20 protein-coding genes and 1 pseudogene are annotated in these 22676 nt (G+C 66.6%); 15 read left to right on the top strand and 6 right to left on the bottom strand.

Annotation, left to right across the window (positions count from 1 at the left end):
* Positions 1-2 precede the first annotated feature (2 nt).
* The 6 genes from N415_RS19005 (at position 3) to N415_RS18980 (ending at position 5663) form a co-directional block, all read left to right on the top strand.
* Positions 3-1025: an acyl-CoA dehydrogenase family protein gene (locus N415_RS19005; protein ID WP_068185333.1), complete on the top strand. Its 1023-nt coding sequence runs from the start codon at positions 3-5 to the stop codon at positions 1023-1025.
* Positions 1016-2179, top strand: a complete 1164-nt coding sequence (gene fadE29, locus N415_RS19000) for an acyl-CoA dehydrogenase FadE29 (RefSeq protein ID WP_068185332.1) — start codon at positions 1016-1018, stop codon at positions 2177-2179. Before N415_RS19005 ends, fadE29 begins: the two co-directional genes overlap by 10 nt.
* Positions 2176-3138 carry a bifunctional MaoC family dehydratase N-terminal/OB-fold nucleic acid binding domain-containing protein gene (locus tag N415_RS18995; RefSeq protein ID WP_068185321.1) on the top strand — a complete coding sequence of 321 codons (963 nt, stop codon included), beginning with the start codon at positions 2176-2178 and terminating at the stop codon, positions 3136-3138. The genes fadE29 and N415_RS18995 overlap by 4 nt, the downstream gene beginning before the upstream one ends.
* Entirely contained in the window at positions 3135-3536 is a 402-nt protein-coding gene (locus N415_RS18990) for a MaoC family dehydratase (RefSeq protein ID WP_067152913.1), read from the top strand. Before N415_RS18995 ends, N415_RS18990 begins: the two co-directional genes overlap by 4 nt.
* Complete coding sequence (locus N415_RS18985; protein WP_068185318.1) at positions 3536-4705, top strand: lipid-transfer protein; 1170 nt, start codon at positions 3536-3538, stop codon at positions 4703-4705. Before N415_RS18990 ends, N415_RS18985 begins: the two co-directional genes overlap by 1 nt.
* A gap of 112 nt (positions 4706-4817) precedes the next feature.
* Positions 4818-5663 carry a DUF559 domain-containing protein gene (locus N415_RS18980; protein WP_068185316.1) on the top strand — a complete coding sequence of 282 codons (846 nt, stop codon included), beginning with the start codon at positions 4818-4820 and terminating at the stop codon, positions 5661-5663.
* 26 nt (positions 5664-5689) lie between these two features.
* Here N415_RS18980 and N415_RS18975 read toward each other — a convergent pair whose 3' ends face one another.
* The 4 genes from N415_RS18975 to kstD form a co-directional block, all read right to left on the bottom strand.
* Positions 5690-6637, bottom strand: coding sequence for an adenylate/guanylate cyclase domain-containing protein (locus tag N415_RS18975; protein ID WP_068185314.1), 948 nt, complete (start codon positions 6635-6637; stop codon positions 5690-5692).
* A gap of 148 nt (positions 6638-6785) precedes the next feature.
* Entirely contained in the window at positions 6786-8540 is a 1755-nt protein-coding gene (locus tag N415_RS18970) for a patatin-like phospholipase family protein (RefSeq protein WP_068185312.1), read from the bottom strand.
* A 55-nt stretch (positions 8541-8595) separates the two neighbouring features.
* A complete protein-coding gene (locus N415_RS18965; protein ID WP_068185310.1) occupies positions 8596-9456 on the bottom strand; it encodes a MaoC family dehydratase in 861 nt (286 codons plus the stop codon).
* 1 nt (position 9457) lies between these two features.
* Positions 9458-11140, bottom strand: a complete 1683-nt coding sequence (gene kstD, locus N415_RS18960; RefSeq protein ID WP_068185586.1) for a 3-oxosteroid 1-dehydrogenase — start codon at positions 11138-11140, stop codon at positions 9458-9460.
* A 72-nt stretch (positions 11141-11212) separates the two neighbouring features.
* On the opposite strand from kstD, the gene N415_RS18955 reads away from it, so the two are divergent.
* From N415_RS18955 to N415_RS18915, 9 genes and pseudogenes are all read left to right on the top strand, one after another.
* Positions 11213-11998, top strand: a complete 786-nt coding sequence (locus N415_RS18955) for a 2-keto-4-pentenoate hydratase (protein WP_068185306.1) — start codon at positions 11213-11215, stop codon at positions 11996-11998.
* Positions 11999-12040: 42 nt separating this feature from the next.
* A complete protein-coding gene (locus tag N415_RS18950) occupies positions 12041-12958 on the top strand; it encodes an acetaldehyde dehydrogenase (acetylating) (protein ID WP_068185305.1) in 918 nt (305 codons plus the stop codon).
* Positions 12955-14013 (top strand): 4-hydroxy-2-oxovalerate aldolase, encoded by a 1059-nt coding sequence (dmpG, locus tag N415_RS18945; RefSeq protein ID WP_068185303.1) that lies wholly within the window; start codon positions 12955-12957, stop codon positions 14011-14013. Before N415_RS18950 ends, dmpG begins: the two co-directional genes overlap by 4 nt.
* A gap of 125 nt (positions 14014-14138) precedes the next feature.
* Positions 14139-15908, top strand: coding sequence for a PPE family protein (locus tag N415_RS18940; RefSeq protein ID WP_068185301.1), 1770 nt, complete (start codon positions 14139-14141; stop codon positions 15906-15908).
* A 162-nt stretch (positions 15909-16070) separates the two neighbouring features.
* Positions 16071-16604 (top strand): annotated as a pseudogene (locus N415_RS32820) (PPE family protein); the annotation flags it as partial.
* Positions 16605-17366: 762 nt separating this feature from the next.
* Positions 17367-17657: a hypothetical protein gene (locus N415_RS18930; protein WP_068185295.1), complete on the top strand. Its 291-nt coding sequence runs from the start codon at positions 17367-17369 to the stop codon at positions 17655-17657.
* Between the two features lie 87 nt (positions 17658-17744).
* Positions 17745-18872 carry a hypothetical protein gene (locus N415_RS18925; protein WP_068185292.1) on the top strand — a complete coding sequence of 376 codons (1128 nt, stop codon included), beginning with the start codon at positions 17745-17747 and terminating at the stop codon, positions 18870-18872.
* Positions 18873-18874: 2 nt separating this feature from the next.
* Complete coding sequence (locus tag N415_RS18920) at positions 18875-19657, top strand: SDR family oxidoreductase (RefSeq protein ID WP_068185288.1); 783 nt, start codon at positions 18875-18877, stop codon at positions 19655-19657.
* Positions 19657-20802, top strand: coding sequence for a sulfotransferase (locus tag N415_RS18915; protein WP_068185286.1), 1146 nt, complete (start codon positions 19657-19659; stop codon positions 20800-20802). Before N415_RS18920 ends, N415_RS18915 begins: the two co-directional genes overlap by 1 nt.
* A gap of 177 nt (positions 20803-20979) precedes the next feature.
* On the opposite strand, the gene N415_RS18910 is transcribed toward N415_RS18915, so the two are convergent.
* A complete protein-coding gene (locus tag N415_RS18910; RefSeq protein ID WP_068185282.1) occupies positions 20980-21429 on the bottom strand; it encodes a hypothetical protein in 450 nt (149 codons plus the stop codon).
* Positions 21430-21433: 4 nt separating this feature from the next.
* Entirely contained in the window at positions 21434-22603 is a 1170-nt protein-coding gene (locus N415_RS18905) for a Rieske 2Fe-2S domain-containing protein (protein ID WP_068185280.1), read from the bottom strand.
* Positions 22604-22676: the final 73 nt, after the last annotated feature.

Below are 22676 nucleotides of genomic sequence, written 5' to 3'. Positions count from 1 at the left end.
CAATGGACTTCGATCTCACCGCCGAGCAGCAGGCCGTCGCCGACGTCGCGACGTCGGTGCTGGAACGGGATCTTTCGTGGGAGGCGCTGGTCAGCGGGGGCGTGACCGCGCTCCCGGTGCCCGAACGCCTCGGGGGCGACGGCGTGGGTCTGCCCGAGGTCGCCACGGTGCTGACCGAAGTGGGCCGCCACGGCGCCATCACGCCGGCGCTGGCCACGCTGGGCTTCGGCGTGCTGCCGCTGCTCGAACTGGCATCCGACGAGCAGCAGGACCGTTACCTGGCCGGGGTCGCGAAGGGCTCGGTGCTGACCGCGGCGCTCAACGAGCCCGGCGCGGCGCTGCCCGACCGGCCCGGCGTCACGTTCGCGGGCGGGCGGTTGTCCGGCACCAAGATCGGTGTGGCCTATGCCGAGCAAGCGGATTGGATGATCGTGACCACCGACAGCGCGGTGGTGGTGGTGTCGCCCAAGGCGGAGGGCGTGCGGCTGGTGGGCACGCCGACGTCGAACGGTTCGGACGAATACACGGTCACGTTTGACGGTGTGGCGGTTAGTGATTCGGACGTGTTGGCGGGCGCCGATAGTAACGGGCCGCGTCGGGTAAACCAGCTGGCGCTGGCCGCGGTGGGCGCGTTCGCCGACGGGTTGGTGGCAGGGGCGCTGCGCCTGACCGCCGACTACGTCGCCAACCGCAAGCAGTTCGGCAAGCCGCTGTCGACGTTCCAGACGGTGGCGGCGCAGCTCGCGGAGGTCTACATCGCCTCGCGCACCATCGATTTGGCGTCGAAGTCGGTGGTGTGGCGGCTGTCCGAAGGGCGTGACGCCGATAGCGACCTGGACGTCCTGGGTTACTGGATAACGTCGCAGGCGCCGCCGGTGATGCAGACCTGCCATCACCTGCACGGCGGCATGGGCATGGACATCACGTATCCCATGCACCGGTACTACTCCACGATCAAAGACCTGACCCGCCTGCTGGGCGGGCCGTCTCTTCGCCTTGACCTGGTGGGAGCGCAATGTTCATAGACCTGACCCCCGAGCAGCGACAGCTGCAAGCCGAACTGCGGGAATACTTTTCGAATCTGATCTCGTCTGACGAGATGAAGGCGATGGAGCAGGACCGGCACAACGAGGCCTATCGCGCGGTGATCCGGCGAATGGGCAAGGACCGAAAGCTGGGGGTGGGGTGGCCAAAGGAGTTCGGCGGCTTGGGCTTCGGCCCGATCGAGCAGTCGATCTTCGTCAACGAGGCGCACCGGGCCGACGTGCCGTTGCCGGCGGTGACGTTGCAGACCGTGGGACCGGTTCTGCAGCAGTTCGGCAGCGAGGCGCAGAAGAAGAAGTTCCTGCCGGCGATCCTGGCCGGTGAGGTCCATTTCGCGATCGGCTACACCGAGCCCGAGGCGGGCACCGATCTGGCGTCCCTGCGGACCACCGCCGTGCGCCAGGGCGACGAGTACATCGTCAACGGCCAGAAGATCTTCACCACCGGAGCCCACGACGCCGACTACATCTGGCTGGCCTGCCGCACCGACCCGGAAGCCGTGAAGCACAAGGGCATCTCGATCCTGATCGTCGACACGAAGGACCCCGGATACTCCTGGACGCCGATCATCCTGTCCGACGGCGCCCACCACACCAACGCCACGTACTACAACGACGTCCGGGTACCCGCCGACATGCTGGTCGGCGAGGAGAACGGCGGATGGCGGCTGATCACCACGCAGCTCAACAACGAGCGGGTCATGCTGGGCCCCGCGGGCCGCACCGCCGGCATCTACGACCGGCTGCACGCCTGGGCGTCCAAACCGGGCGGTAATGGTGTCACGCCGATCGACCACGACGACGTCAAGCGGGCGCTCGGGGAGATCTACGCGATGTGGCGGATCAACGAGCTGCTGAACTGGCAGGTCGCCGCCGCGGGCGAGGACATCAACGTGGCCGACGCCGCGTCGACGAAAGTCTTTGGCACCGAGCGCATCCAGTACATCGGCCGACTCGCCGAGGAGGTCGTCGGCAAGTACGGGAACCCGGCGGAACCGGACACCGCCGAGCTGCTGCGTTGGCTGGACTCGCAAACCAAGCGCAACCTGGTAATCACCTTCGGTGGAGGCGTTAACGAAGTGATGCGTGAGATGATCGCGGCCGCCGGCCTCAAGGTGCCGCGGGTGCCCCGATGACGGACGCGGACACCATCAAGAAGGCCGTCGCCGAGATCACGTCCACCGTCGTAGCCGCGCCCCGCACGGGCCGGGATCCGGTGAACCAACCGATCATCAACAACTGGGTCGAGGCCATCGGTGACCGCAACCCGATCTACACCGACGAGGCCGCGGCGCGCGCCGCCGGCCATCCCGGCCTAGTGGCGCCGCCGGCGATGATCCAGGTGTGGACGATGTTCGGCCTAGGCGGTGAACGTCCGGCCGACGATCCCATAGGCCCCATCATGGAATTGTTCGACAACGCAGGCTATGTCGGCGTCGTCGCCACCAACTGCGAGCAGACCTACCACCGGTATCTGCGGCCGGGCGAGCACGTGACGGTCCACTCCGAAATGCGCGACGTGGTCGGCCCCAAGCAGACGGCGCTCGGTGAGGGCTGGTTCATCAACCAGCACATCACCTGGCGCGTCGGCGACGAGGACGTCGCCGAGATGGCCTGGCGGATACTCAAATTCAAGCCTCGCGAGGCTGCCGCGACCGCGTCTTCGGTGCCGGAGGATCTGGACGCCGACGCCATGATGCGCCCCGCGGTGTCGCGCGACACCGCCTTCTTCTGGGAAGGCGTGGCGGCTCACGAGTTGCGTATTCAGCGGCGGCCCGACGGAAGCCTGCAGCATCCGCCGGTGCCGGCGGTGTGGCAGGACAAAGATCAGCCGATCGACTACGTGGTGGCCGGTGGTACGGGCACGGTGTACAGCTTCGTGGTGCACCACGCGCCGAAGGTGCCCGGGCGCACGCTGCCGTTCGTCATCGCGTTGGTGGAACTCGAAGAGGGTGTCCGCATGCTGGGAGAGCTGCGGGGGGTGGACGCCGCCGCGGTGAAGATCGGAATGCCAGTCCGGGCAACCTATATCGACTTTCCCGCCGGCGAGTCCGGCCCCGAATGGACCCTGTACGCATGGGAGCCCCAAGCATGAGCGCACCCGCCATCGAAGTGGGTACGAAGCTGCCCGAGCTCAAGATCGAAGGCACCCCCACGTTCATCATCTCGACGGCCATCGCCACCCGAGACTTCCAGGACGTGCACCACGACCGGGATCTGGCGCAGGCCAAGGGATCCAAGGACATCTTCGTCAACATCCTCACCGACACCGGGCTGGTGCAGCGCTTCCTGACCGACTGGGCGGGGCCGACGGCGTTGATCAAATCGATCGGGTTGCGGCTGGGCGTGCCGTGGTACGCCTATGACACGACCACCTTCTCCGGTGAGGTGACGGCGGTAGAGGACGGGCTGATCACGGTGAAAGTGGTGGGCCGCAACAGCCTTGGCGACCATGTCATCGCTACCGCGACGCTCACGATTGGGGACGCCTAATGCTGTCGGGTAAGGCCGCCATCGTCGGCATTGGCGCTACCGACTTCTCGAAGAATTCCGGCCGAAGCGAGCTGCGGCTTGCGGCCGAGGCGGTCCTTGATGCGCTGGACGACGCCGGTTTGAGCCCGTCCGACGTCGACGGGCTCACGACGTTCACGATGGACAGCAACAACGAGACCGCCGTGGCGCGGGCGACCGGCATCGGTGACCTGAGGTTCTTCGCCCAGACGGGCTACGGCGGGGGTGCCGCGTGCGGGACCGTCGCGCATGCCGCGGCGGCTGTCGCGACCGGACTGGCGGACGTCGTGGTGGCCTACCGGGCGTTCAACGAGCGTTCCGGCCAGCGCTTCGGGCAGGTGCAGACCCGGCTGGTGGGAAATGCCGGCGTACAGGCCGATTCGACCGCGGCGGACAATTCGTTCTCTTACCCACACGGGCTCTCGACGCCGGCCGCGCAGGTCGCGATGATCGCGCAGCGGTACATGCACTGGTCGTGCGCGACGAGCCGCGACTTCGGTGCGGTCTCGGTGGCGGACCGCAAGCACGCCGCCAAGAACCCCAAGGCATACTTCTACGAGAAGCCGATAACCATTGAGGACCACCAGAATTCGCGGTGGATCGCCGAGCCGCTGCGGCTGCTGGACTGCTGCCAGGAGACCGACGGTGCGGTGGCCCTGGTCGTGACATCGGTGGAGCGCGCGCGTGACCTCAAGCAGCGGCCGGCCGTCATCGAGGCGGCGGCTCAGGGCGCCAGTCCCGACCAATACACGATGGTCAGCTACTACCGCTCCGAACTCGGTCTGCCCGAGATGGGCGTGGTGGGCCGGCAGCTCTGGCAGCAATCCGGTCTCAAGCCGACCGACATCCAGACCGCCATCCTGTACGACCATTTCACTCCGTTCACGCTGATTCAGTTGGAGGAGTTGGGATTCTGCGGTCGCGGCGAGGCGAAGGACTTCATCGCCGACGGCGCCATCGAGGTAGGCGGCCGGCTGCCGATCAACACCCACGGCGGTCAGCTCGGGGAGGCCTACATCCACGGCATGAACGGCATCGCGGAGGGTGTGCGGCAATTGCGTGGGACATCGGTCAACCCGGTGCCCGACGTCGAGCACGTCCTCGTCACGGCGGGTACGGGCGTACCCACATCGGGCCTGATCCTCGGCTAGCTTATGGTCGGCCGGACGCCCGCCTAGCCGGGCGTTCGGCGCTCAACGCTCGGCTGGCCGGGCACTCGGCGGCTGAAGTGACGCCGGTGGTTACGCGTGCGACCCTGCGGCGATGGGTGAGCCATTTCTAGGAAGCGAAGCCATCGCGTGTGGACTGGTGACCAAGAGTCAATTGGAAACGCGCTACCACCGCGTTTTTCGAGGGGTATACATCGATCGCGATGCCGAGCTCACCGCCGCGGTGCGCGCGAAGGCCGGGTGGTTGTGGACGGGCCGTCGCGGCGTCGTGGCGGGGTTCTCCGCCGCCGCGTTGCACGGAAGCAACTGGGTCGATGACAGCAGAGTCGTGGAACTAATCCACGACAACCACCATCGCTCGGCGGGCATACAGCTGCACCGAGACGCCGTCGCGGCGGATGAAATCGAAACCATCGGCGGTCTGGGGGTTACGTCGCCGCCGAGGACGGCGCTGGACCTCGGCTGTTGGTACCCGACCATGACCGCAGTGGCAGGGATCGACGCTCTCGCGGCAGCGACGGAAATCAAAGCGGCTGATGTCGAGCTGCTGGCCCGCAGATACGTCGGGCGCCGAGGCATTGCGCGAGCACGCCGAGCCGCGGACCTGTTTGATCCCGGGGCGCAGTCGCCCAAAGAGTCATGGCTTCGCCTCGTGCTGATCGAGGCCGGCCTGCCGAGGCCCCAGACACAAATCCCGGTGCTCGACGAGTTCGGCAGGGCCTTCGCATATTTGGATATGGGATGGGACGAGGTCAAAGTCGCCGTGGAGTACGACGGCGAGCAACACCGCAACGATCGCCGCCAATACACCTGGGACATCCGGCGATTGGAAAGGCTCGAGCGAGTCGGGTGGATCGTCATCCGGGTAGTGGCCGCCGACCGGCCGGCCGACATTATTGGTCGCGTCCGGGCCGCATGGGCCCGCCGAACGTGCGGCTAGCCGCACGTTCGACGCATAGGGTTCAGCTACGCGCGTGCGACAACCGGGAAGACGGTCTCCATTCCGCGCCGGCCCTTGATCTCCACCTGCTCGGAGTCGCCCCAAACGTATTGCGCCTCGGCGGCGGCGTGAACGCTGGTGCTGACCATCACGGCCGGGCGCCCGGCCCGCCCGGCGATGCCGGCCAGCCGGAACGCCACGTTGGTCGCGTCGCCAATCACGGCCGTGACCGTTCTCGTCATTGCCGCGATCGCGGCCCGGCCCTGCACCACCCCCCAGCCCATGCGGATCGGCGAGCCGTCCGGGCTACGCAGCGGGAGTGTGGGCCCGAGCTCCTCGACCCTCCGGTTCGCGGCGAGCGCGAAGTCGATCGCGAGCTCATTGGCCCTTGGAATCGTCCGCAGCTCCCAGACGGCATACAGCGCATCGCCGGCGTAATGGTTGAGTGTGCCGCGGTGGGCACGCAGCACCTGGTTTAGGTCGTGCCACAGATAGTTCAGGCTCTGGGCGATCACCCGGTTGTCGGTGACCTCCGAGATCGTCGAGTAGGTGGTGATATCGCCGACCACCATGACCATGGTCTCCTCGGCGATCCGGGTCAGGGTCGGGCTGGTGTTGGTCAACCCCGCGGTTTTGAACCGGTCCGACCGGAAGATCAGCACCACGTCGCCTATCGAGATCTGGTCGTCGGGCTTGATGGGGACCTGCACGGCGCGCTCCAGCGGCATGCCGTTGAGCAACGTTCCGTTGGTGCTGGTGTCGATGAGGTAAGCGCGGTCGGTTACGACGTCCAATCGGATCTCGAGGTGGTTACGGGAGATGTTCGGGTCCGGGATAACCAGTCGGCGCGCTTCGTCGATGCCCGCGCACTGCCGGCCGACGAATAGTTGATCAAAGATCGGCACGATTTTCTCGCCGCCGTTCAAGTGCATGACCAGATTGGCCTGCGGCTTGTCCAACCAGTCGGAGCGCATCGCCTAGCGGCCTCGCCGCACTCGAACGGCCGGGTGTGCGAGCGAGACCCGTCGTTGTCTGCCCCGCCCGCCGTGACCACCCTGTGCACACACTAAGCGTCTGCCATCTGAAGATGCTGAGCTGTTAGCTGGTAATCGTATCCGACGCTCAGCGAGCGAGAGCCGGTTGCGCTTCGAGAGCCGCCTGGGCCGCTTTCCGCCCGGCATCGAGGGCGGCGTCGATGTTTTTGAAGTCCAATGGACCGATCGCCGAGACGTCCGGCTCGATGATCGCCGTGACTCGGGGGAGCTCGCGCAGGTTCCACTTGGGGGCCGCGAGTTCGACGCTGCGGAGCAACGTATCTTGCAGTGGTGGCAGGGCTACGTCCGTGCCGGTCACGAGCCGCCGGATGAACGCGGGAGGCTGAAGCTTTGCCGGCAGCGGGCCAAAGCCCTTCGACGGCACCCACGTTGTGCGCAGATCGACGCATATCACTTCGCCGTCCGGGTCGGCGCACATCACGTCGGCCGGCAGGATGTTCAGCAGTCCGCCGTCGACGAGGAGCCGCTCGCGATGTTGCACCGGCGGCAGGAGGCCGGGTATCGAGATCGATGCGCGCACGGCGACCCACAGCAGCCCCCGCCGATGGATGATCTGGTCGCCCGTGATGATGTCGGTGGAGACGGAGAAGAACTCCCTCGGCAGCTGCTCGATCAGGGTGCTGCTGCCGAAGAATCCCTCTATCAGACGGTCGACACGGCGACCTCGCGTGAGGGCTATCGCGGGGATCGTGTAGTCGCTGACCGGCCTGGTCTCCGCGACGTATTTCCGTGCCGCCGCGGTGCAATCCCGCGCGTCCAGCCCCAGCGCGAAGGTGGCGGCAGCGAGGGCACCCGAACTGGTTCCGCCGAACCGGTCGATGACGACGCCCGCCCGGGTGAGCTCTTCGTACACGCCGTAATGCGCGAGGCCCCGAGCGCCCCCACCGCCGAGCACGAGACCGAGGGAGCGCCCGGCGATTCTGCGGGCCAGCGCGCCGATGCCGTCGTCGTCGGCGGGGTGATGCGAGACCGGCTCCAGCAGATCCCACCACGTCGGGTCCGCCACGACGCCGCAAGTGACCAGGTGGACCGGCCCCTGCGTGATGGGTGCTTCGAGCGCTTCCGGCGGGCGGGCCTGATCGGCAAGCACCACGACCCGGTCGCTTTGCGCGGTAACATACCGTCGCCAGCTATCGCCCGAGCCCCGGTCGGCCACCAGCAGGACCCAATCGTTGCTTCGCTCGGCACGGTCGAGGCTCTCGCTGAACGCGTCGACGAGCTCGCCATAATGATTGGCCGCGGCCGTTGTTTCGACGGGCGGAGCGACAACGGCGGCTTGTCCGTGCGATCTCAGCCGAGCCGCGATCGCGTCGACGATCGGCATCGCGACCGCATCCCCGGTCGACACCACACCGACCACCCGGCGACCGCGAGAGACGGTGGCGGCTCGTGACTCGCGCAGCATCACCGCCATCGCCCGGAACATCGCCGATTGCAGCTGCGGCGCCTTGGCGAGCACCTCGCTGAATGTGTCAGCGGCGATCCTCCAGACGACGCCGTCCCGAAGGGCTCGTACTCCGGCCGAGCGAGGGGCGCCGGTGATCACGCCCAGGTCTCCGATCGAATCACCGGATGCCATCTCACGAAGCACCTGTCCATCGAGGCCGACGGCCGCGAACCGCCCCGAGGCAATTACATAGATGGCGTCCGACGGGTCGCCCAAGTGAAAGAGCCACTCGTTGGCGGGGACGTGCTGGCGATCGACGGTGCTCGTGAGGAGGTCGAGTTGTCCGTCGTCGATCTCGGCGAATATCGGAATACTGCGCAGCGCGGTTCGCTCGTCGGCCGCACGCGGTTCGGGCGGCTGCCGTTCAGCGACCATGCAAGGACGAAAGCATATTGCGCCGTTTAGCGGTAGTCCGCACGACGTGAAGGCGCTACGCGGGGACCAGCTCGACGCCGCTCAGCACGACGGCGTTGTCGCGCGACGGCGCGACGACGGTGGCCACGTAACGGCCGTTCTCCTTCCAGATGCCCACCTTGAGGGTTTCCCCGGGGTAGGCCACGCCGGCGAACCGCGCGCCGTAGGCCGCCACCGCCCCGGCGTCGCCGTCCAGCAGCGCATCGGTGATCGCCTTGCAGGTCATGCCGTAGGTGCACAGGCCGTGCAGGATTGGCCTGGGAAACCCTGCGGCAGCGGCGAATTCGGGATCGGAGTGCAGGGGGTTGCGGTCGCCGCACAGCCGGTACAGCAACGCCTGCTGCGGCAGGATCGGCACGTCGACCTCCAGGTCGGGGCCCCGGTCCGGCGCGGCGTCGGACGATGACGGCCCGCGCTCGCCGCCGAAGCCGCCCTCGCCGCGGGCGAAGATCGAGCGCCGCTGCGTCCACAGCAGCGTGCCGTCCGGGGCGCTGACCGTCGTCTCGCTCCAGATCACCGCGGCCTTGCCCTTGTCCCAGATATCGGTGAACCGGGTGACGGCCTTGGCCGAGCCCGACGGCGGCAGCGGCCCGGGCACCTCGACCCGCTCGCTGGCGTGCAACACCTTGGCCAGCTCGATGTCGATGCCGGGGAACTGCACCGTCGGCGGCTTGGTCATGTGAAAGGTGGCGGCGACGTTGCCGAACGTCGGCAGCACCTGCGGGGTGTCGTCCACCAGATAGCGCAGCTCGCGCGGATCCATCGGGTCCGAGCCGGCGCCCAACCCCAGGTGATAGAGCTGGATATCGCTGCTGACCCAAGAGAATTCGATGGGGTCCAGCTCGGCGTTCAGCGCGACGTCGACATCGATCGGCATTTCAGTTAGTCCCCGCGATGTGCAGCGCGGCGAGGTAGCCGAAGGTCATCGCCGGCCCGATGGTGCCGCCCGGGCCGGGATAGGTGTGGCCCATCACCGGCGCGCTCACATTGCCTGCGGCGTAAAGGCCTTCGATGACGCTGCCGTCGTCGCGCAGCGCCCGGCCGTGCACGTCGGTGCGGATGCCGCCCTTGGTGCCCAGGTCCCCGGGCACCATCTTGGCGGCGTAGAAAGGCGCGTGGCTGATCTCACCGAGGTTGGCGTTCGGCTTATTGGTGGGATCACCGTAGTAGCGGTCGTAGGCGCTCTCCCCGCGGTGGTAGTCCTCGTCGACGCCGGAGCGCGCGAAACCGTTGAACCGCTCGACGGTGGCGGTGAAGTCGGACACCGGCAGTCCCGCCTTCTCGGCCAGCTGCTCGAGGGTGTCGGCCTGGATGATCACTCCCGAATCCAGCCACTTGCGCGGGATGCGTTGGCCCGGTTGCAGTCCCGCGAAGATGTAGCGGTCGCGGTACTGCTGGTCGAACACCAGCCACGCCGGGATGTTCTCGCCTGGTCCCGGGCCCTGGCCGAATTCGCCGCCGTACATGTGATGGCAGGCCTCGACGTACGGCATCGATTCGTTCATGAATCGCTTGCCCGACATGTTGACGATGATCGACCCGGGCGAGTTGCGCTCGGACAACGCGAACCAGGGTGCGCCCACCAGCGGCACCGTCGGCCCCCACCAGGCGTCCTCCATCAGATCCAATGCGGCGCCGAGCTTTTCGCCCGCGAGGATGCCGTCACCGGTGTTGGCCTTCGCCCCGACGGTCCATTCGGTGGTGATGGGGGCGCGTTGGTATTTCACCCGCATCTGCTCGTTGTGCTCAAACCCGCCGCTGGCCAAGATCACGCCGCGCCGGGCCCGGATCAGTTGTGGATCAACGGAATCCGATGTGGTGGTATCGCGAACGTACACCCCGCGCACCACCCCGTCCTCGACGTGGAGATCGGTGAGCGCAGTATTGAGCAGCACCGGAACACCGGCGCGCTGCAACCCGATGCGCAGCGGCCCGATCAGCGCCCGGCCCATGCCGACCAGGTTCTTGCCGGTCGCCTTGGCCCACATCGTGCGCGCGCCCACCTTCAAGCTGCGCGCCACGCCCCGCGGATGCCGCTTGAGCTGGTTGAGCCGCACGTAGTCCTGTTGCATCACAACGACGTTGAGCGGCACCTTGCCGTAGGCGGGCTCCAGCCCCGCCTCGTCGGCGCCGAGCTTGCGGGCGTTGAACGGCTTGGGTTCGATCGAGCGCCCGTCGGCACGGCCGCCGGGCGCCTCGGGGTAGTAGTCGGAATAGCGCGGCACCCAGCACATCTTCAGGGGTGTGTGCTTCAGCACGAAGGACAGCATCTCCGGACCGCGTTCGAGGTAGGTGTCGATGCGCTCCGGCTCCACGATGTCGCCGATGATCCCGTGCAGGTAGGTCCGGGCCGCCTCGGGCGTGTCCTTCACCCCGTCGCGCTTGAGCACCTCGTTGTTCGGAATCCACACTCCGCCCCCGGACCGCGCGGTGGAGCCGCCGAAATGCGGGGCCTTCTCGATGACTACTGTCGAAAGGCCTCGGTGCGCGGCGGCAAGGGCGGCCACCATGCCGGCTCCGCCGCTCCCGACCACGACGACGTCGTACTCCTGCGATGTCATGTAGAACACGTTATAGAATTGCCCGGGTTGGGCGCTACCGGCCCGGTCACGAGAACGAGGGGACTTCGGTAAATGCTCAGTGTTGCGATCCGCGACGAGCTGGCCGCCGACCTGGCGCAAGCCGAGCGCAGCCGCGAGCCCATCGCCCCGCTGACCGCGACATACCCGGACATCGACGTCGTCGACGCCTACGAGATTCAGCTGATCAACATCCGCCAGCGCGTGGCAGAGGGCGCCCGGGTGCTGGGCCACAAAGTCGGGCTGTCCAGCAAGGCCATGCAGCAGATGATGGGGGTGGACGAGCCGGACTACGGCCACCTGCTCGACGAGATGCAGGTGTTCGAGGACGTCCCGGTCAAGGCGGGCCGCTACCTGTACCCGCGCGTCGAGGTCGAGGTGGGTTTCATCCTGTCCGACGACCTGCCCGGCGCCGGCTGCACCGAGGACGACGTGCTGGCGGCCACCGAGGCCCTGGTCCCGTCGATCGAGCTGATCGACACCCGCATCACCGACTGGAAGATCGCGTTGTGCGACACCATCGCCGACAACGCCTCGTCGGCGGGTTTCGTGCTGGGGGAGGCGAGGGTGTCGCCGGCCGACATCGATGTCAAGGCGATCGACGCGGTGCTGACCCGCAACGGCGAGGTGATCGCCGAGGGCCGCAGCGACGCCGTGCTGGGCAACCCCGTCACCGCGGTCGCATGGTTGTCCCGCAAGGTGGAAAGCTTCGGGGTGCGGCTGCGAAAGGGTGACATCGTGTTACCGGGATCGTGCACGCGAGCGATAGATGCACGCGCGGGAGATGAATTCGTCGCCGACTTCACGGGATTGGGTTCCGTGCGGTTGTCCTTTGAATAGCGCCGGAATAGCTTTGAATTAGTCCAGAAAACGAGGAGCATCATGCCGTCCAAGGCGAGTGTTGCCATTGTCGGGTCGGGAAACATCAGCACCGACCTGCTCTACAAGCTGCTGCGGTCGGATTGGCTGGAACCTCGCTGGATGGTGGGCATCGACCCGGAAAGCGAGGGCTTGGCGCGGGCCCGCAAACTCGGCTTGGAGACGACCCATGAGGGGGTCGACTGGTTGCTGGCTCAGCCGGAGAAACCCGACCTGGTGTTCGAGGCGACCAGCGCCTACGTGCATCGTGACGCGGCGCCGAAATACGCGGCCGCCGGCATCCGGGCCATCGACTTGACCCCGGCCGCGGTGGGCCCGGCGGTGATCCCGCCGGCGAACCTGCGTGAGCATCTGGACGCGCCCAACGTCAACATGATCACGTGCGGCGGGCAGGCCACCATCCCGATCGTCTACGCCGTCAGTCGGGTTGTCGAGGTGCCGTATGCCGAAATCGTCGCGTCGGTGGCCTCGGTCTCCGCTGGGCCTGGGACGCGCGCCAACATCGACGAGTTCACCAAGACCACCAGCAAGGGCGTCGAGACCATCGGCGGCGCCACGCGCGGCAAGGCCATCATCATCCTGAACCCCGCCGACCCGCCGATGATCATGCGCGACACCATCTTCTGCGCCATCCCCGAGGATGCCGACCGCGACGCCATCGCCAAGTCCATTCACGACGTCGTCGCCGAGGTGCAGACCTACGTGCCCGGATACCGGCTGCTCAACGAGCCCCAGTTCGACGACCCGTCGCTCAACTCCGGCGGTCAGGCCCTGGTCACCACGTTCGTCGAGGTCGAGGGCGCCGGGGATTACCTGCCGCCCTACGCGGGCAACCTCGACATCATGACCGCCGCGGCGACCAAGGTCGGCGAGGAGATCGCGAAGGAATCTTTGACTGCGACGGCGGGAGGAGCGCAATGAGTACCGACGTCTTTTTCAACCCCATTTGGGACGTTCGGATGACCGACACGTCCCTGCGCGACGGGTCTCATCACAAGCGCCACCAATTCACCAAGGACGAGGTCGGCGCGATCGTGGCCGCCCTGGACGCCGCGGGCGTGCCCGTGATCGAGGTGACCCACGGGGACGGGCTGGGCGGCTCGAGCTTCAACTACGGGTTCTCCAAGACACCCGAGCAGGAGCTGATCAAGCTCGCGGCCGAGACGGCCAAAGAGGCCAAGATCGCGTTCCTGATGCTGCCCGGCGTGGGCACCAAAGAGGACATCAAACAAGCGCAGGACAACGGCGGCTCGATCTGCCGCATCGCCACGCACTGCACCGAGGCCGACGTCTCGATCCAGCACTTCGGGCTGGCCCGGGAGCTGGGACTGGAAACCGTCGGCTTTCTGATGATGGCCCACACCATCGCGCCGGAGAAGCTGGCGGCCCAGGCCCGCATCATGGCCGACGCCGGATGTCAGTGCGTCTACGTGGTCGACTCGGCCGGGGCGCTGGTCCTCGAAGGAGTGCGCGACCGGGTCGCGGCGCTGGTCGCCGAACTCGGCGACGACGCCCAGGTCGGCTTCCACGGCCACGAAAACCTGGGCCTGGGGGTGGCCAACTCCGTGGAGGCCGTCCGCGCCGGGGCGAAACAGATCGACGGCTCCTGCCGCCGGTTCGGGGCCGGTGCGGGCAACGCGCCGGTCGAGGCCCTGATCGGGGTGTTCGACAAGATCGGCGTGAAGACCGGCATCGACTTCTTCGACATCGCCGACGCCGCCGAGGACGTCGTGCGCCCGGCCATGCCGGCCGAATGCGTGCTCGACCGCAACGCCCTGATCATGGGGTATTCGGGTGTCTACTCAAGCTTCCTCAAGCACGCCGTGCGCCAGGCGGAGCGCTACGGCGTGCCCGCGCACGCGCTGTTGCACCGGGCCGGTCAGCGCAAGCTCATCGGCGGCCAGGAGGACCAGCTGATCGACATCGCCCTGGAGATCAAGCGCGAACAAGAGAGCGGCGCCGTCGTCACGCACTGACGAGGTCCTGATGCTGGGGTGGCCACGTTAGCCACCCAATTTGCCGAAATCTGAGACGTCGCGCCCCTGGTTGCTTTACCGTTCGGTGTCGTCGTAGGCATTCGGGCTGAAAAGGACTACACCACATGAGTTTTATGGCGTTGCCACCGGAGATCAACTCTTTGCTCATGTTTTCCGGTGCGGGATCCGCGCCGTTGCTGGAGGCGGCGGCGGCGTGGGACGGGCTGGCGTCGGAGTTGGGTGCGGCGGCGGCGTCATTCTCCTCAGTTACCTCGGGGTTGGCCGGCCAGACGTGGCAGGGGCCGGCGTCGCAGGCGATGGCGGCGGCGGCCGCTCCCTACAGCGGGTGGCTGAGCGCCGCGGCGGCGCAGGCCTCCGGCGCGGCCGGGCAGGCGCGGGCGGTGGTGAGCGCTTTCGAAGCGGCGCAGGCGGCGACCGTGCAGCCGATCATGGTGGAGCTGAACCGCAATTCGTTTGTCCAGACGGTGATGTCGAATTGGTTCGGGCTGAATGCCCCGGCGATCGCACAGTTGGAGTCTGAGTACGAGGAGATGTGGGCGCGCGACGTCTCGGCGATGTCGGGCTACTACTCGGGGGCGTCGGCCGCGGCCGCCGGGCTGACCCCGGCGCAGACTCTGCAGGACTTGCTGGCCGGCCTGCCCAACATCGGCATCGGCAACCAGGGCGGCACCGGGAACCTGGGCAGCGGCAACAACGGCGGGCAGAACCTTGGCAACGGCAACATCGGCAGCGGAAACTTCGGCGGCGGCAACCAAGGCAGCTCCAACCTGGGCAGCGGCAACACCGGCAATTTCAACATGGGCAGCGGCAACGTCGGCAATGGCAACTTCGGCAATGGCAATGGGGTGAACACAACCCCGAGCAGCGGAAACTATGGCGACGGAAACATCGGAAATAACAACTTCGGCAGCGGAAACAACGGCAACGGCAACATCGGCCTGGGCAATGCGGGCAACGCCAACATGGGCATAGGAAACAGTGGCAGCAACAATGCCGGAGCCGGCAACACCGGGTCTGGTAACCAAGGTTTCGGGAACAGCGGCATCGGCAACATCGGCTTCGGCAACAGCGGAAACAACAACATCGGTATCGGAATGACCGGAAACGGTCAAGTGGGCATCAACCTCGCCGGCCTGCTCAATTCCGGCAGCGGCAATATCGGGTTGTTCAATTCCGGCAACAACAACATCGGGTTCTTCAACTCCGGCGACGGCAATGTCGGGATTTTCAACTCGAGCGTCGGCAATGTCGGCGTCGGAAACTCGGGCACCATGGTCGGCGGCATCATGGCGGGTCATAACACGGGTTTCTTCAATTCGGGTGGTCTCGACACGGGCCTGTTCAACGGCGGCGGCCTGGACAGCGGCATCGGCAACGGCGGCGCGGGGAACTTCGGCTACGGCAACTCGGGTCAGCTCAACGCCGGCTTCTTCAACTCGGGCCTTTTGAACACCGGCAACTTCAACTCGGGAACCGTGAACACCGGCGACTTCAACTCCGGGCAGGTGAATACCGGCAGCGCAAACTCCGGGAACCTCAACACTGGTGCCTTCAACTCGGGGTCGGTGAACACCGGCGTCGGAGCCATCGCTGTCGGCCCCGGCAACACCTCCGGCTTCGGCAACACCGGCTCCTTCACCTCCGGGTTCTTCAACTCGGGCGGCACCAGCTCCGGCCTGTTCAACGCGGCCAATAGCAGTTCGGGTTACGAGAACCTGGCGGGCGCGCTGCAGACGGCGGGCATCGCGAACTCGGGCCACCAAGATGCTGGCCTGGGGAACTCCGGCTCGGTGGTCAGCGGCATCTTCAACTCGGGTGCCATCAGCTCTGGTGGGTTCAATCGCTCCAACAACCAGTCTGGCTTCGGCCACTGACGTCACAGGTGACGTGGGCGCTGCCGACGACCTTGAAATCGCTGTTGTCGCTTATCACGCCCCCCGCTTCTCATAGAATGCTTTGAAAGCGGCGGAAGGTGCTGATCTGCCGTCGGCCTTGGCCTAGCGTTGTTTAATCGACTGCACGCGCGAGGGGTTTGGATGAGTTTTTTCACGTTGCCGCCGGAGATCAACTCGCTCCTGATGTACGCGGGTGCGGGTTCGGCTCCGATGCTGGAGGCCGCGGCGGCGTGGAACGGGCTCGCGTCTGAGTTGTCGTCGGCCGCCCAGTCGTTTGCGTCGGTGACGTCGACACTGGCCGGCCAGGCCTGGCAAGGCGCGGCCGCGCAGGCGATGGCGGCGGCGGCCGCCCCGTACGCCGGGTGGTTGAACGCGGCGGCCGCCCAGGCGGCCGGGGCGGCGGCTCAGGCCCAGGCCGTCGTGAGCGCGTTCGAGTCCGCGCTTGCCGCGACGGTGCATCCCTTGCAGGTGGAGGCCAACCGCAACGGCCTGGTCCAGTTGGTGATGAGCAACCTGTTCGGGCAGAACTGGCCGGCGATCGCGGAGACCGAGTTCAACTACATGGAGATGTGGGCCCAGGACGTGACGGCGATGGTGGGCTACCACGGCGGCGCCTCGGCGGCGGCCGGTCAACTGCTCTCGGGGCAGGCGAGTCTGCCGCCGATTCCGAGCCTGCCCGGGCTGGGCGGCATCGGCGCCGGCGGCTCGAGCCCGGCGGGTGGCACCGCCGCCGGCACGGGCGGAGCAGCCGCGGCCAGCTCGGGTGGCGGGGGCGGCGGCGCGGGCGGTGTGGCCGCGGGCGGCGCCGCTGGCGGTGGCGGTGGAGGCGATACGGCCGGTAGCGCGGTCGCTGCCGGGGGTGCGGACAGCGGTTACGCGAGTGGTGTCGGCACCGCCGATCCCAACGCCGGCGCCGCAGCCACCGGCGGCAGCTACATCGCAACCGGAGACCCAACCGCGGCGAATGCCGCTGCCGTGAGTGGCGGTGGTGGCGGCTCTGCCCCCGGCATGGGCATGCTCGGGGCCGGCGGTATGGGCGCGATGATGATGGCGTCCGCCGCGATGGGGGCGTCGGGCTCGTCGACCACGCCGTCGGCGCAGCAGGTTCCGCCGGCCAAGGTGGCGGAGGAAACGGCGCCCGCTGCGCGTCCAGTCGAGGAAGCAGTGGCACCGGAAGTCGAGGAAGCGATTCCGGTGGCTGCAACACCTCTCGGGACGACACAGGCCGCGGCCGGGCCGGCCGCGGAGATCTCGGCGGTCGAACCCAAGGCCGCGGGAGCCCGGGAGACATCGGAGGCGGGGGAGCGCGAGCGAGTGGCGCTGGCGCTCGACGATGTACCGGAAGCCGAAGCGCGGGCCAACTAACCTTCGGCCCGGATCGGTAGCCGTCGCCGCGGGTAGTGTTGATCGCGACGTCTCTGGCAAAGGAGTGATCCGATGACCGTGAAAACTCTCAGCCCCGTTCGGCGCGGACTTTGTGGCCTGGTTGCCGCCGGTCTGCTGAGCGCCCCTGTGCTCGTGTTGCCGCTGGCTGGCGCCGATCCCCAATGCGATCAGACCGTGGGTCAATCCATCGACTCGTACCTGACCCGGCATCCGGACGTGAAGCAGCAGCTGCAGGCCAGGTCCCAGGCCGAGGGTAGCGGCGGCAACGTCATCGACTACCTGAATCGGCATCCCGATGTGCGGCAGCATCTGATCGACCTGTCCCAACAGTGTGTGCCCTAGCGAGCGGGTGTCGTCTCGAAACGCCGTCGGCGACGCGCGGGAACGTTCGCCATTGACTAAAAAGTAGAACACGTTCTAGGTTTAGGCGTGTTCTCTGATCCCCTCACCAATGCGATCGCCGAAGCCGAGCAGCTGGTGGCTGCCGCGCCGTTCATCGAGACCGAAGCCGACCTGCTGGAAGGGCTGCAGTACTTGGCCGGCTGCATCGCCGGGTGTACGCATCTCGCCTTCGATTATGAGCGCGACCATCCATTCCTGCAGTCGGGCACCGGGCCGTTCACCAAGATGGGCCTGGACAACCCCGACACCCTCTATTTCGGCACCCGGGTGCAGGCCAACCACGACTACGTCGTGACCGGCCGGCGCGGGACCACGACCGACCTCAGTTTTCAGCTGCTCGGCGGCGAATACACCGACGACAACGTGCCCGCCAGCCAGGCCGCCTTCGACGACCGCGAGATCGACATCGCCGCGGACGGCAGCTTCGAATGGCGAGTGCGCCCAAACAGCCCTGGGCAATTGGTGATTCGCGAGGTATACGGGGACTGGTCGGCTCAGCGCGGCACGCTTACGATTTCCCGGCTGGACACCGCGGGCACCGCACCGCCACCACTGACCCGCCAGACGATCGAAAAGCGTTATGCCACAGCGGGCAAGCAACTGGTCAACAGGGTGAAGACCTGGTTGGAGTTTCCGAAGTGGTTCTACCTGGACATCCCGGTCAACACCATGGTCCCGCCTAGGTTGACCCCCGGGGGGTTGGCGACGCAGTACTCGTCGGTCGGGCATTTCGACCTGAACCCCGACCAGGCACTGGTGATCACGATCCCGGTCTCGGACGCCCCCTACCTCGGCTTCCAGCTGGGCGGCATGTGGTACATCTCGCTGGACTACATCAACCACCAGACCTCGCTCAACAACACTCAGGCCCAAGCGGATCCGGACGGCAAGGTCCGCATCGTCGTCGCCGACCAGAACCCGGGCGTGACCAACTGGGTGGAAACGCTTGGGCATCGGCGCGGCTTCTTGCAGTTCCGCTGGCAACGAGTGTCGCGTGAGCTGACCGACGCCGACGGTCCCACCGTCGAGCTGGTCGACTTCGACGCCGTACCCGCCGCGTTGCCGTATTTTGAGCACAACAAGATCTCCGAGGACCAGTGGCGCGAGCGAATCACGTTGCGCCAACAGCAAATCGCGGCAAGGATGCTGGGGTGACGATGTCAGGAATGCTCGAGGGGAAGGTCGTCGTCATCAGCGGCGTCGGGCCGGGGCTTGGTACCACGCTGGCGCACCGGTGTTCGCGTGACGGTGCCGACCTGGTGCTGGCGGCGCGCTCCCTCGACCGGCTGGAGGCCGTCGCCAAGCAGATCAACGACACCGGGCACAAGGCGTTGGCGGTGCGCGCCGACATCACCGACGACGAGGAGGTGGCCTACCTCGTCGAGACCACCATGGGCACCTACGGCAAGGTGGACGTGCTGATCAACAACGCGTTCCGGGTGCCGTCGATGAAACCGTTGGCCGGCACGTCGTTTCAGCACATCCGTGACGCGATCGAGCTGAGCGCCCTGGGGGCGCTACGCCTCATCCAGGCCCTTACGCCCGCCCTTGAGGAGTCGTCGGGATCCGTCGTGAACGTCAACTCCATGGTGCTGCGGCACTCCCAGGCGAAGTACGGCGCCTACAAGATGGCCAAGTCCGCCCTGCTGGCCATGTCACAGTCGCTGGCCACCGAGCTGGGGGAGAAGGGGATTCGCGTCAATTCCGTTGCCCCTGGCTATATCTGGGGCGACACCTTGCAGAGCTACTTCGAGCATCAAGCCGGCAAGTACGGCACCACGGTGGACCAGATCTACCAGGCCACCGCGGCGAATTCCGACCTCAAGCGCCTGCCCACCGAGGACGAGGTGGCTTCGGCGATTCTTTTCCTGGCCAGCGACCTGTCCAGCGGCATCACCGGGCAGACCCTGGACGTCAACTGCGGGGAGTACCACACCTGATGCCTGACCGTACAGATGTAGCCACGGTCGACGAACTGCACGCATCGGCCACCAAGCTGGTCGGCCTCGACGACTTCGGGGCCGACGACGACAACTACCGCGAGGCGCTGGAGGTGCTGCTCGACTCCTACCGGCGCGAAGCGGACCTAACGGTGTTGGGCAGCAAGATGAATCGGTTCTTCCTGCGCGGCGCGCTGGTGGCCCGCCTGCTCTCCGAAGCTTCCTGGAAGCAGTATCCCGAGCACGCCGATGTGGCGATCGAACGGCCGATCTTCGTGACCGGGCTGGTGCGCACCGGCACCACGGCGCTGCACCGGTTGCTCGGCGCCGACCCCGCGCATCAGGGCCTGCACATGTGGCTTGCGGAGTTCCCGCAGCCGCGGCCGCCCCGCGAAGAATGGGACTCGAACCCGTTCTATCGCCAGCTCGACGCCCAATTCACCCGGCACCACCGGGAAAATCCCGGCTACACCGGCCTGCACTTCATGGCCGCATACGAGCTGGAGGAGTGCTGGCAGCTGCTGCGGCAGTCGCTGCATTCGGTGTCCTACGAAACTCTGTCTCATCTGCCCAGCTACTCAAAGTGGTTGTCGCAGCAGGACTGGACGCCGTCGTATCGCCGGCACCGCAAGAACCTTCAGCTGATCGGGCTCAACGACGCCGACAAGCGCTGGGTGCTGAAGAACCCCAGCCACCTCTTTGCGCTGGACGCTTTGATGGCGACCTATCCCGACGCGCTGGTGATCCAGACCCACCGGCCGGTGGAAACGATCATGGCCTCGATGTGCTCGCTGGCCCAGCACACGGCGGAGGGCTGGTCGGAGACCTTCGTCGGACCCCGGATCGGTGCCGACGCAATGGAAACCTGGTCGCGTGGGCTGGAATGTTTCAACGCCGCCCGCGCCAAGTACGATCCGGCTCAGTTCTACGACGTCAACTACCGCGACCTGATCGCCGACCCCTTGGGCACTGTGGCCGACATCTACCGGCACTTCGGCTTGACGCTGACTGACGAGGCCCGGGCCGCCATGGAAAAGAGCCATGCCGCAAGCCAATCCGGTGAGCGGGCGCCCAAACACACGTATTCGCTGGCCGACTACGGGCTGACCGTCGAAGAGGTCAAGGAGCGGTTCGCGGGACTGTAGCCCGCGAGTTGCTCATGTCGGTCACGGCTGCCACACCAGCCTCTGCGCCGGGCGGCATCCAACGCGCCCGCCTCACAGCGACAATCGGTGAGCCGGTGACGTTGTCGCTATGAGGCGGGCACAACGAGTGCCCGCGCAGACAGGGGCCCGTGTGGCGAATGTGACTGCCCGGGGTGCTTAGTCGGGATCGTCGGGGTGGTCGAGGTAGCCCTCCGCGGCGGCATGCTCGATGCTGTCGCTCAGCTTCGGGCAGGCACGCGCACGCGCGGTGTCGCCACCGGATTCGCGAATCTCGGTGAAGTGCGCGCAACGCTGCGCCGCCTGGGTGTTCCACTGCACCGCGGTGTGACCCGGGCCGAGCCTCTTGACCGTGACCGTGACGTGGCAGAACCGGCAATCCACCGGCAGCAGGCCCGACGTCAGATAGCGCTCACGATCCGCGCGGCTGGCTTCGGCGACCGCTGCGGCGCGTTGCGGGTCGTCGGCGAAATCCCTTGATTTCGACCAGGGTCCCGTCCCGCCGTTTGGCGCGGGCGGTTCGTCGTGATCGTGATGATCGCCGTGCAGCAGCAGCATCGACCGGGCGAGCCGATCGACGTCGGGTACTGCCGGCGGGTCCTCGGGCATGGTCTCAGTGCTGCTCGGCGGGTACGCCTTCGGATTGGGATTCGGATTCCCTTGCCTTCAGGTTCTCCTCGACCTCGACGTTCCAGTGTTCGATGGCGCGGGTGGTGTCGATCTCAATCTCGAAGCGCTCCACCATTTCTGGCGTGATGTCGGCGACGTCGACGTAGAACTGCTGGTACCAGCGGCGCAGCTGGTAGACGGCGCCGTCCTCCTCGACCAGCAGGGGATTGTCGATACGGGTCTTGTGCTGCCAGATCTCGACGTCCTGCAGGAAGCCCTTGCTGACCCCTTCGGTGAAGACCCGCGAGAGCTTGTCGGTCATCTTTTCGTCCATGCCCTTGGGCTTTTCGACGATGACGCCCCACTGCAACACGAACGAGTTCTGGGTGACCGGGTAGTGGCAGTTGATCAGGATCGACTCGGCCTTGTAGCCGCCGTAGCTGTTGTGCAGCCAGTTGATCATGAACGACGGCCCGAAGTAGGAGGCCTCCGAATCCAGGTGCGCCTCACCGTAAGACGTCCCCAGGTCGTCGACGTCGGGCCGGCCCACGTTGTGCAGGTATTGCGAGGCGATGTGGCCCTCGAAGACGTTCTTGAAGTACGTCGGCAGCCCGAAATGGATGTAGAAGAAGTGCGCCATGTCGGTGACGTTGTCGATGATGTCGCGGCAGTTGGATCCCTCGATGAGGATGCGGTTCCAACGCCATTCGGTCCATTCGTCGCTGTGCGCCTCGGGGATCTCGGGGATCCTGACCGCGGGGTCCGGCGGATTGCCCTCGTGGTCGTGCCAGACGAACAGCAGGCCGCCGCGCACGTCGGTCGTCCAGGAGCGCGTGCGCGCGGTCTTGGGTGTGCGCTTGGCGTAAGGCACCAGCTTGCAGCGGCCGTCGCCGCCCCAGCGCCAGTCGTGGAACGGGCAGGCGACCTCGTCGCCCTTGATGGTGCCCTCGGACAGGTCACCGCCCATGTGCCGGCAGTAGCCGTCGAGCACCTTCAAATCCCCGTGCGAGTCGGCGAAGACCACCAGCTTGGTGCCGAATGCCTGCACGGAGTGCGGCTTGCCGTCGCGGAACTCCTCTGCGACGCCCAGGCAATGCCAGCCCCGGGCATATCTCGTCGGCAAGGCGCCGGGATCGATTTCCCGGATACCCGCCGCCTTGGTGTCGGTAGTCACCAGTCACCTCCAGTGTGGTCTCTAACTAGAACACGTTACAGTTTTTCGGTCTGCATGCGCAACGACGGCGGGT

The organism is Mycobacterium sp. UM_CSW (assembly GCF_000455205.1).
Lineage (GTDB): Bacteria > Actinomycetota > Actinomycetes > Mycobacteriales > Mycobacteriaceae > Mycobacterium.
Note: the sequence above shows the minus strand (reverse complement) of the source record. Positions and strands in the feature narration are given on the sequence as shown.

Bases quoted from the DNA above. Each gene is read 5' to 3' on its own strand.
- N415_RS19005 (WP_068185333.1), top strand. From the start codon at position 3: ATGGACTTCGATCTCACCGCCGAGCAGCAGGCCGTCGCCGACGTCGCG.
- N415_RS18975 (WP_068185314.1), bottom strand. From the start codon at position 6,637: ATGCGCTCCGACTGGTTGGACAAGCCGCAGGCCAATCTGGTCATGCAC.
- N415_RS18955 (WP_068185306.1), top strand. From the start codon at position 11,213: ATGCTCAGTGTTGCGATCCGCGACGAGCTGGCCGCCGACCTGGCGCAA.
- N415_RS18980 (WP_068185316.1), top strand. From the start codon at position 4,818: ATGGGTGAGCCATTTCTAGGAAGCGAAGCCATCGCGTGTGGACTGGTG.
- dmpG (WP_068185303.1), top strand. From the start codon at position 12,955: ATGAGTACCGACGTCTTTTTCAACCCCATTTGGGACGTTCGGATGACC.
- N415_RS18985 (WP_068185318.1), top strand. From the start codon at position 3,536: ATGCTGTCGGGTAAGGCCGCCATCGTCGGCATTGGCGCTACCGACTTC.
- fadE29 (WP_068185332.1), top strand. From the start codon at position 1,016: ATGTTCATAGACCTGACCCCCGAGCAGCGACAGCTGCAAGCCGAACTG.
- N415_RS18920 (WP_068185288.1), top strand. From the start codon at position 18,875: ATGTCAGGAATGCTCGAGGGGAAGGTCGTCGTCATCAGCGGCGTCGGG.
- kstD (WP_068185586.1), bottom strand. From the start codon at position 11,140: ATGACATCGCAGGAGTACGACGTCGTCGTGGTCGGGAGCGGCGGAGCC.
- N415_RS18995 (WP_068185321.1), top strand. From the start codon at position 2,176: ATGACGGACGCGGACACCATCAAGAAGGCCGTCGCCGAGATCACGTCC.
- N415_RS18930 (WP_068185295.1), top strand. From the start codon at position 17,367: ATGACCGTGAAAACTCTCAGCCCCGTTCGGCGCGGACTTTGTGGCCTG.
- N415_RS18965 (WP_068185310.1), bottom strand. From the start codon at position 9,456: ATGCCGATCGATGTCGACGTCGCGCTGAACGCCGAGCTGGACCCCATC.
- N415_RS18915 (WP_068185286.1), top strand. From the start codon at position 19,657: ATGCCTGACCGTACAGATGTAGCCACGGTCGACGAACTGCACGCATCG.
- N415_RS18970 (WP_068185312.1), bottom strand. From the start codon at position 8,540: ATGGTCGCTGAACGGCAGCCGCCCGAACCGCGTGCGGCCGACGAGCGA.
- N415_RS18990 (WP_067152913.1), top strand. From the start codon at position 3,135: ATGAGCGCACCCGCCATCGAAGTGGGTACGAAGCTGCCCGAGCTCAAG.
- N415_RS18950 (WP_068185305.1), top strand. From the start codon at position 12,041: ATGCCGTCCAAGGCGAGTGTTGCCATTGTCGGGTCGGGAAACATCAGC.
- N415_RS18940 (WP_068185301.1), top strand. From the start codon at position 14,139: ATGAGTTTTATGGCGTTGCCACCGGAGATCAACTCTTTGCTCATGTTT.
- N415_RS18910 (WP_068185282.1), bottom strand. From the start codon at position 21,429: ATGCCCGAGGACCCGCCGGCAGTACCCGACGTCGATCGGCTCGCCCGG.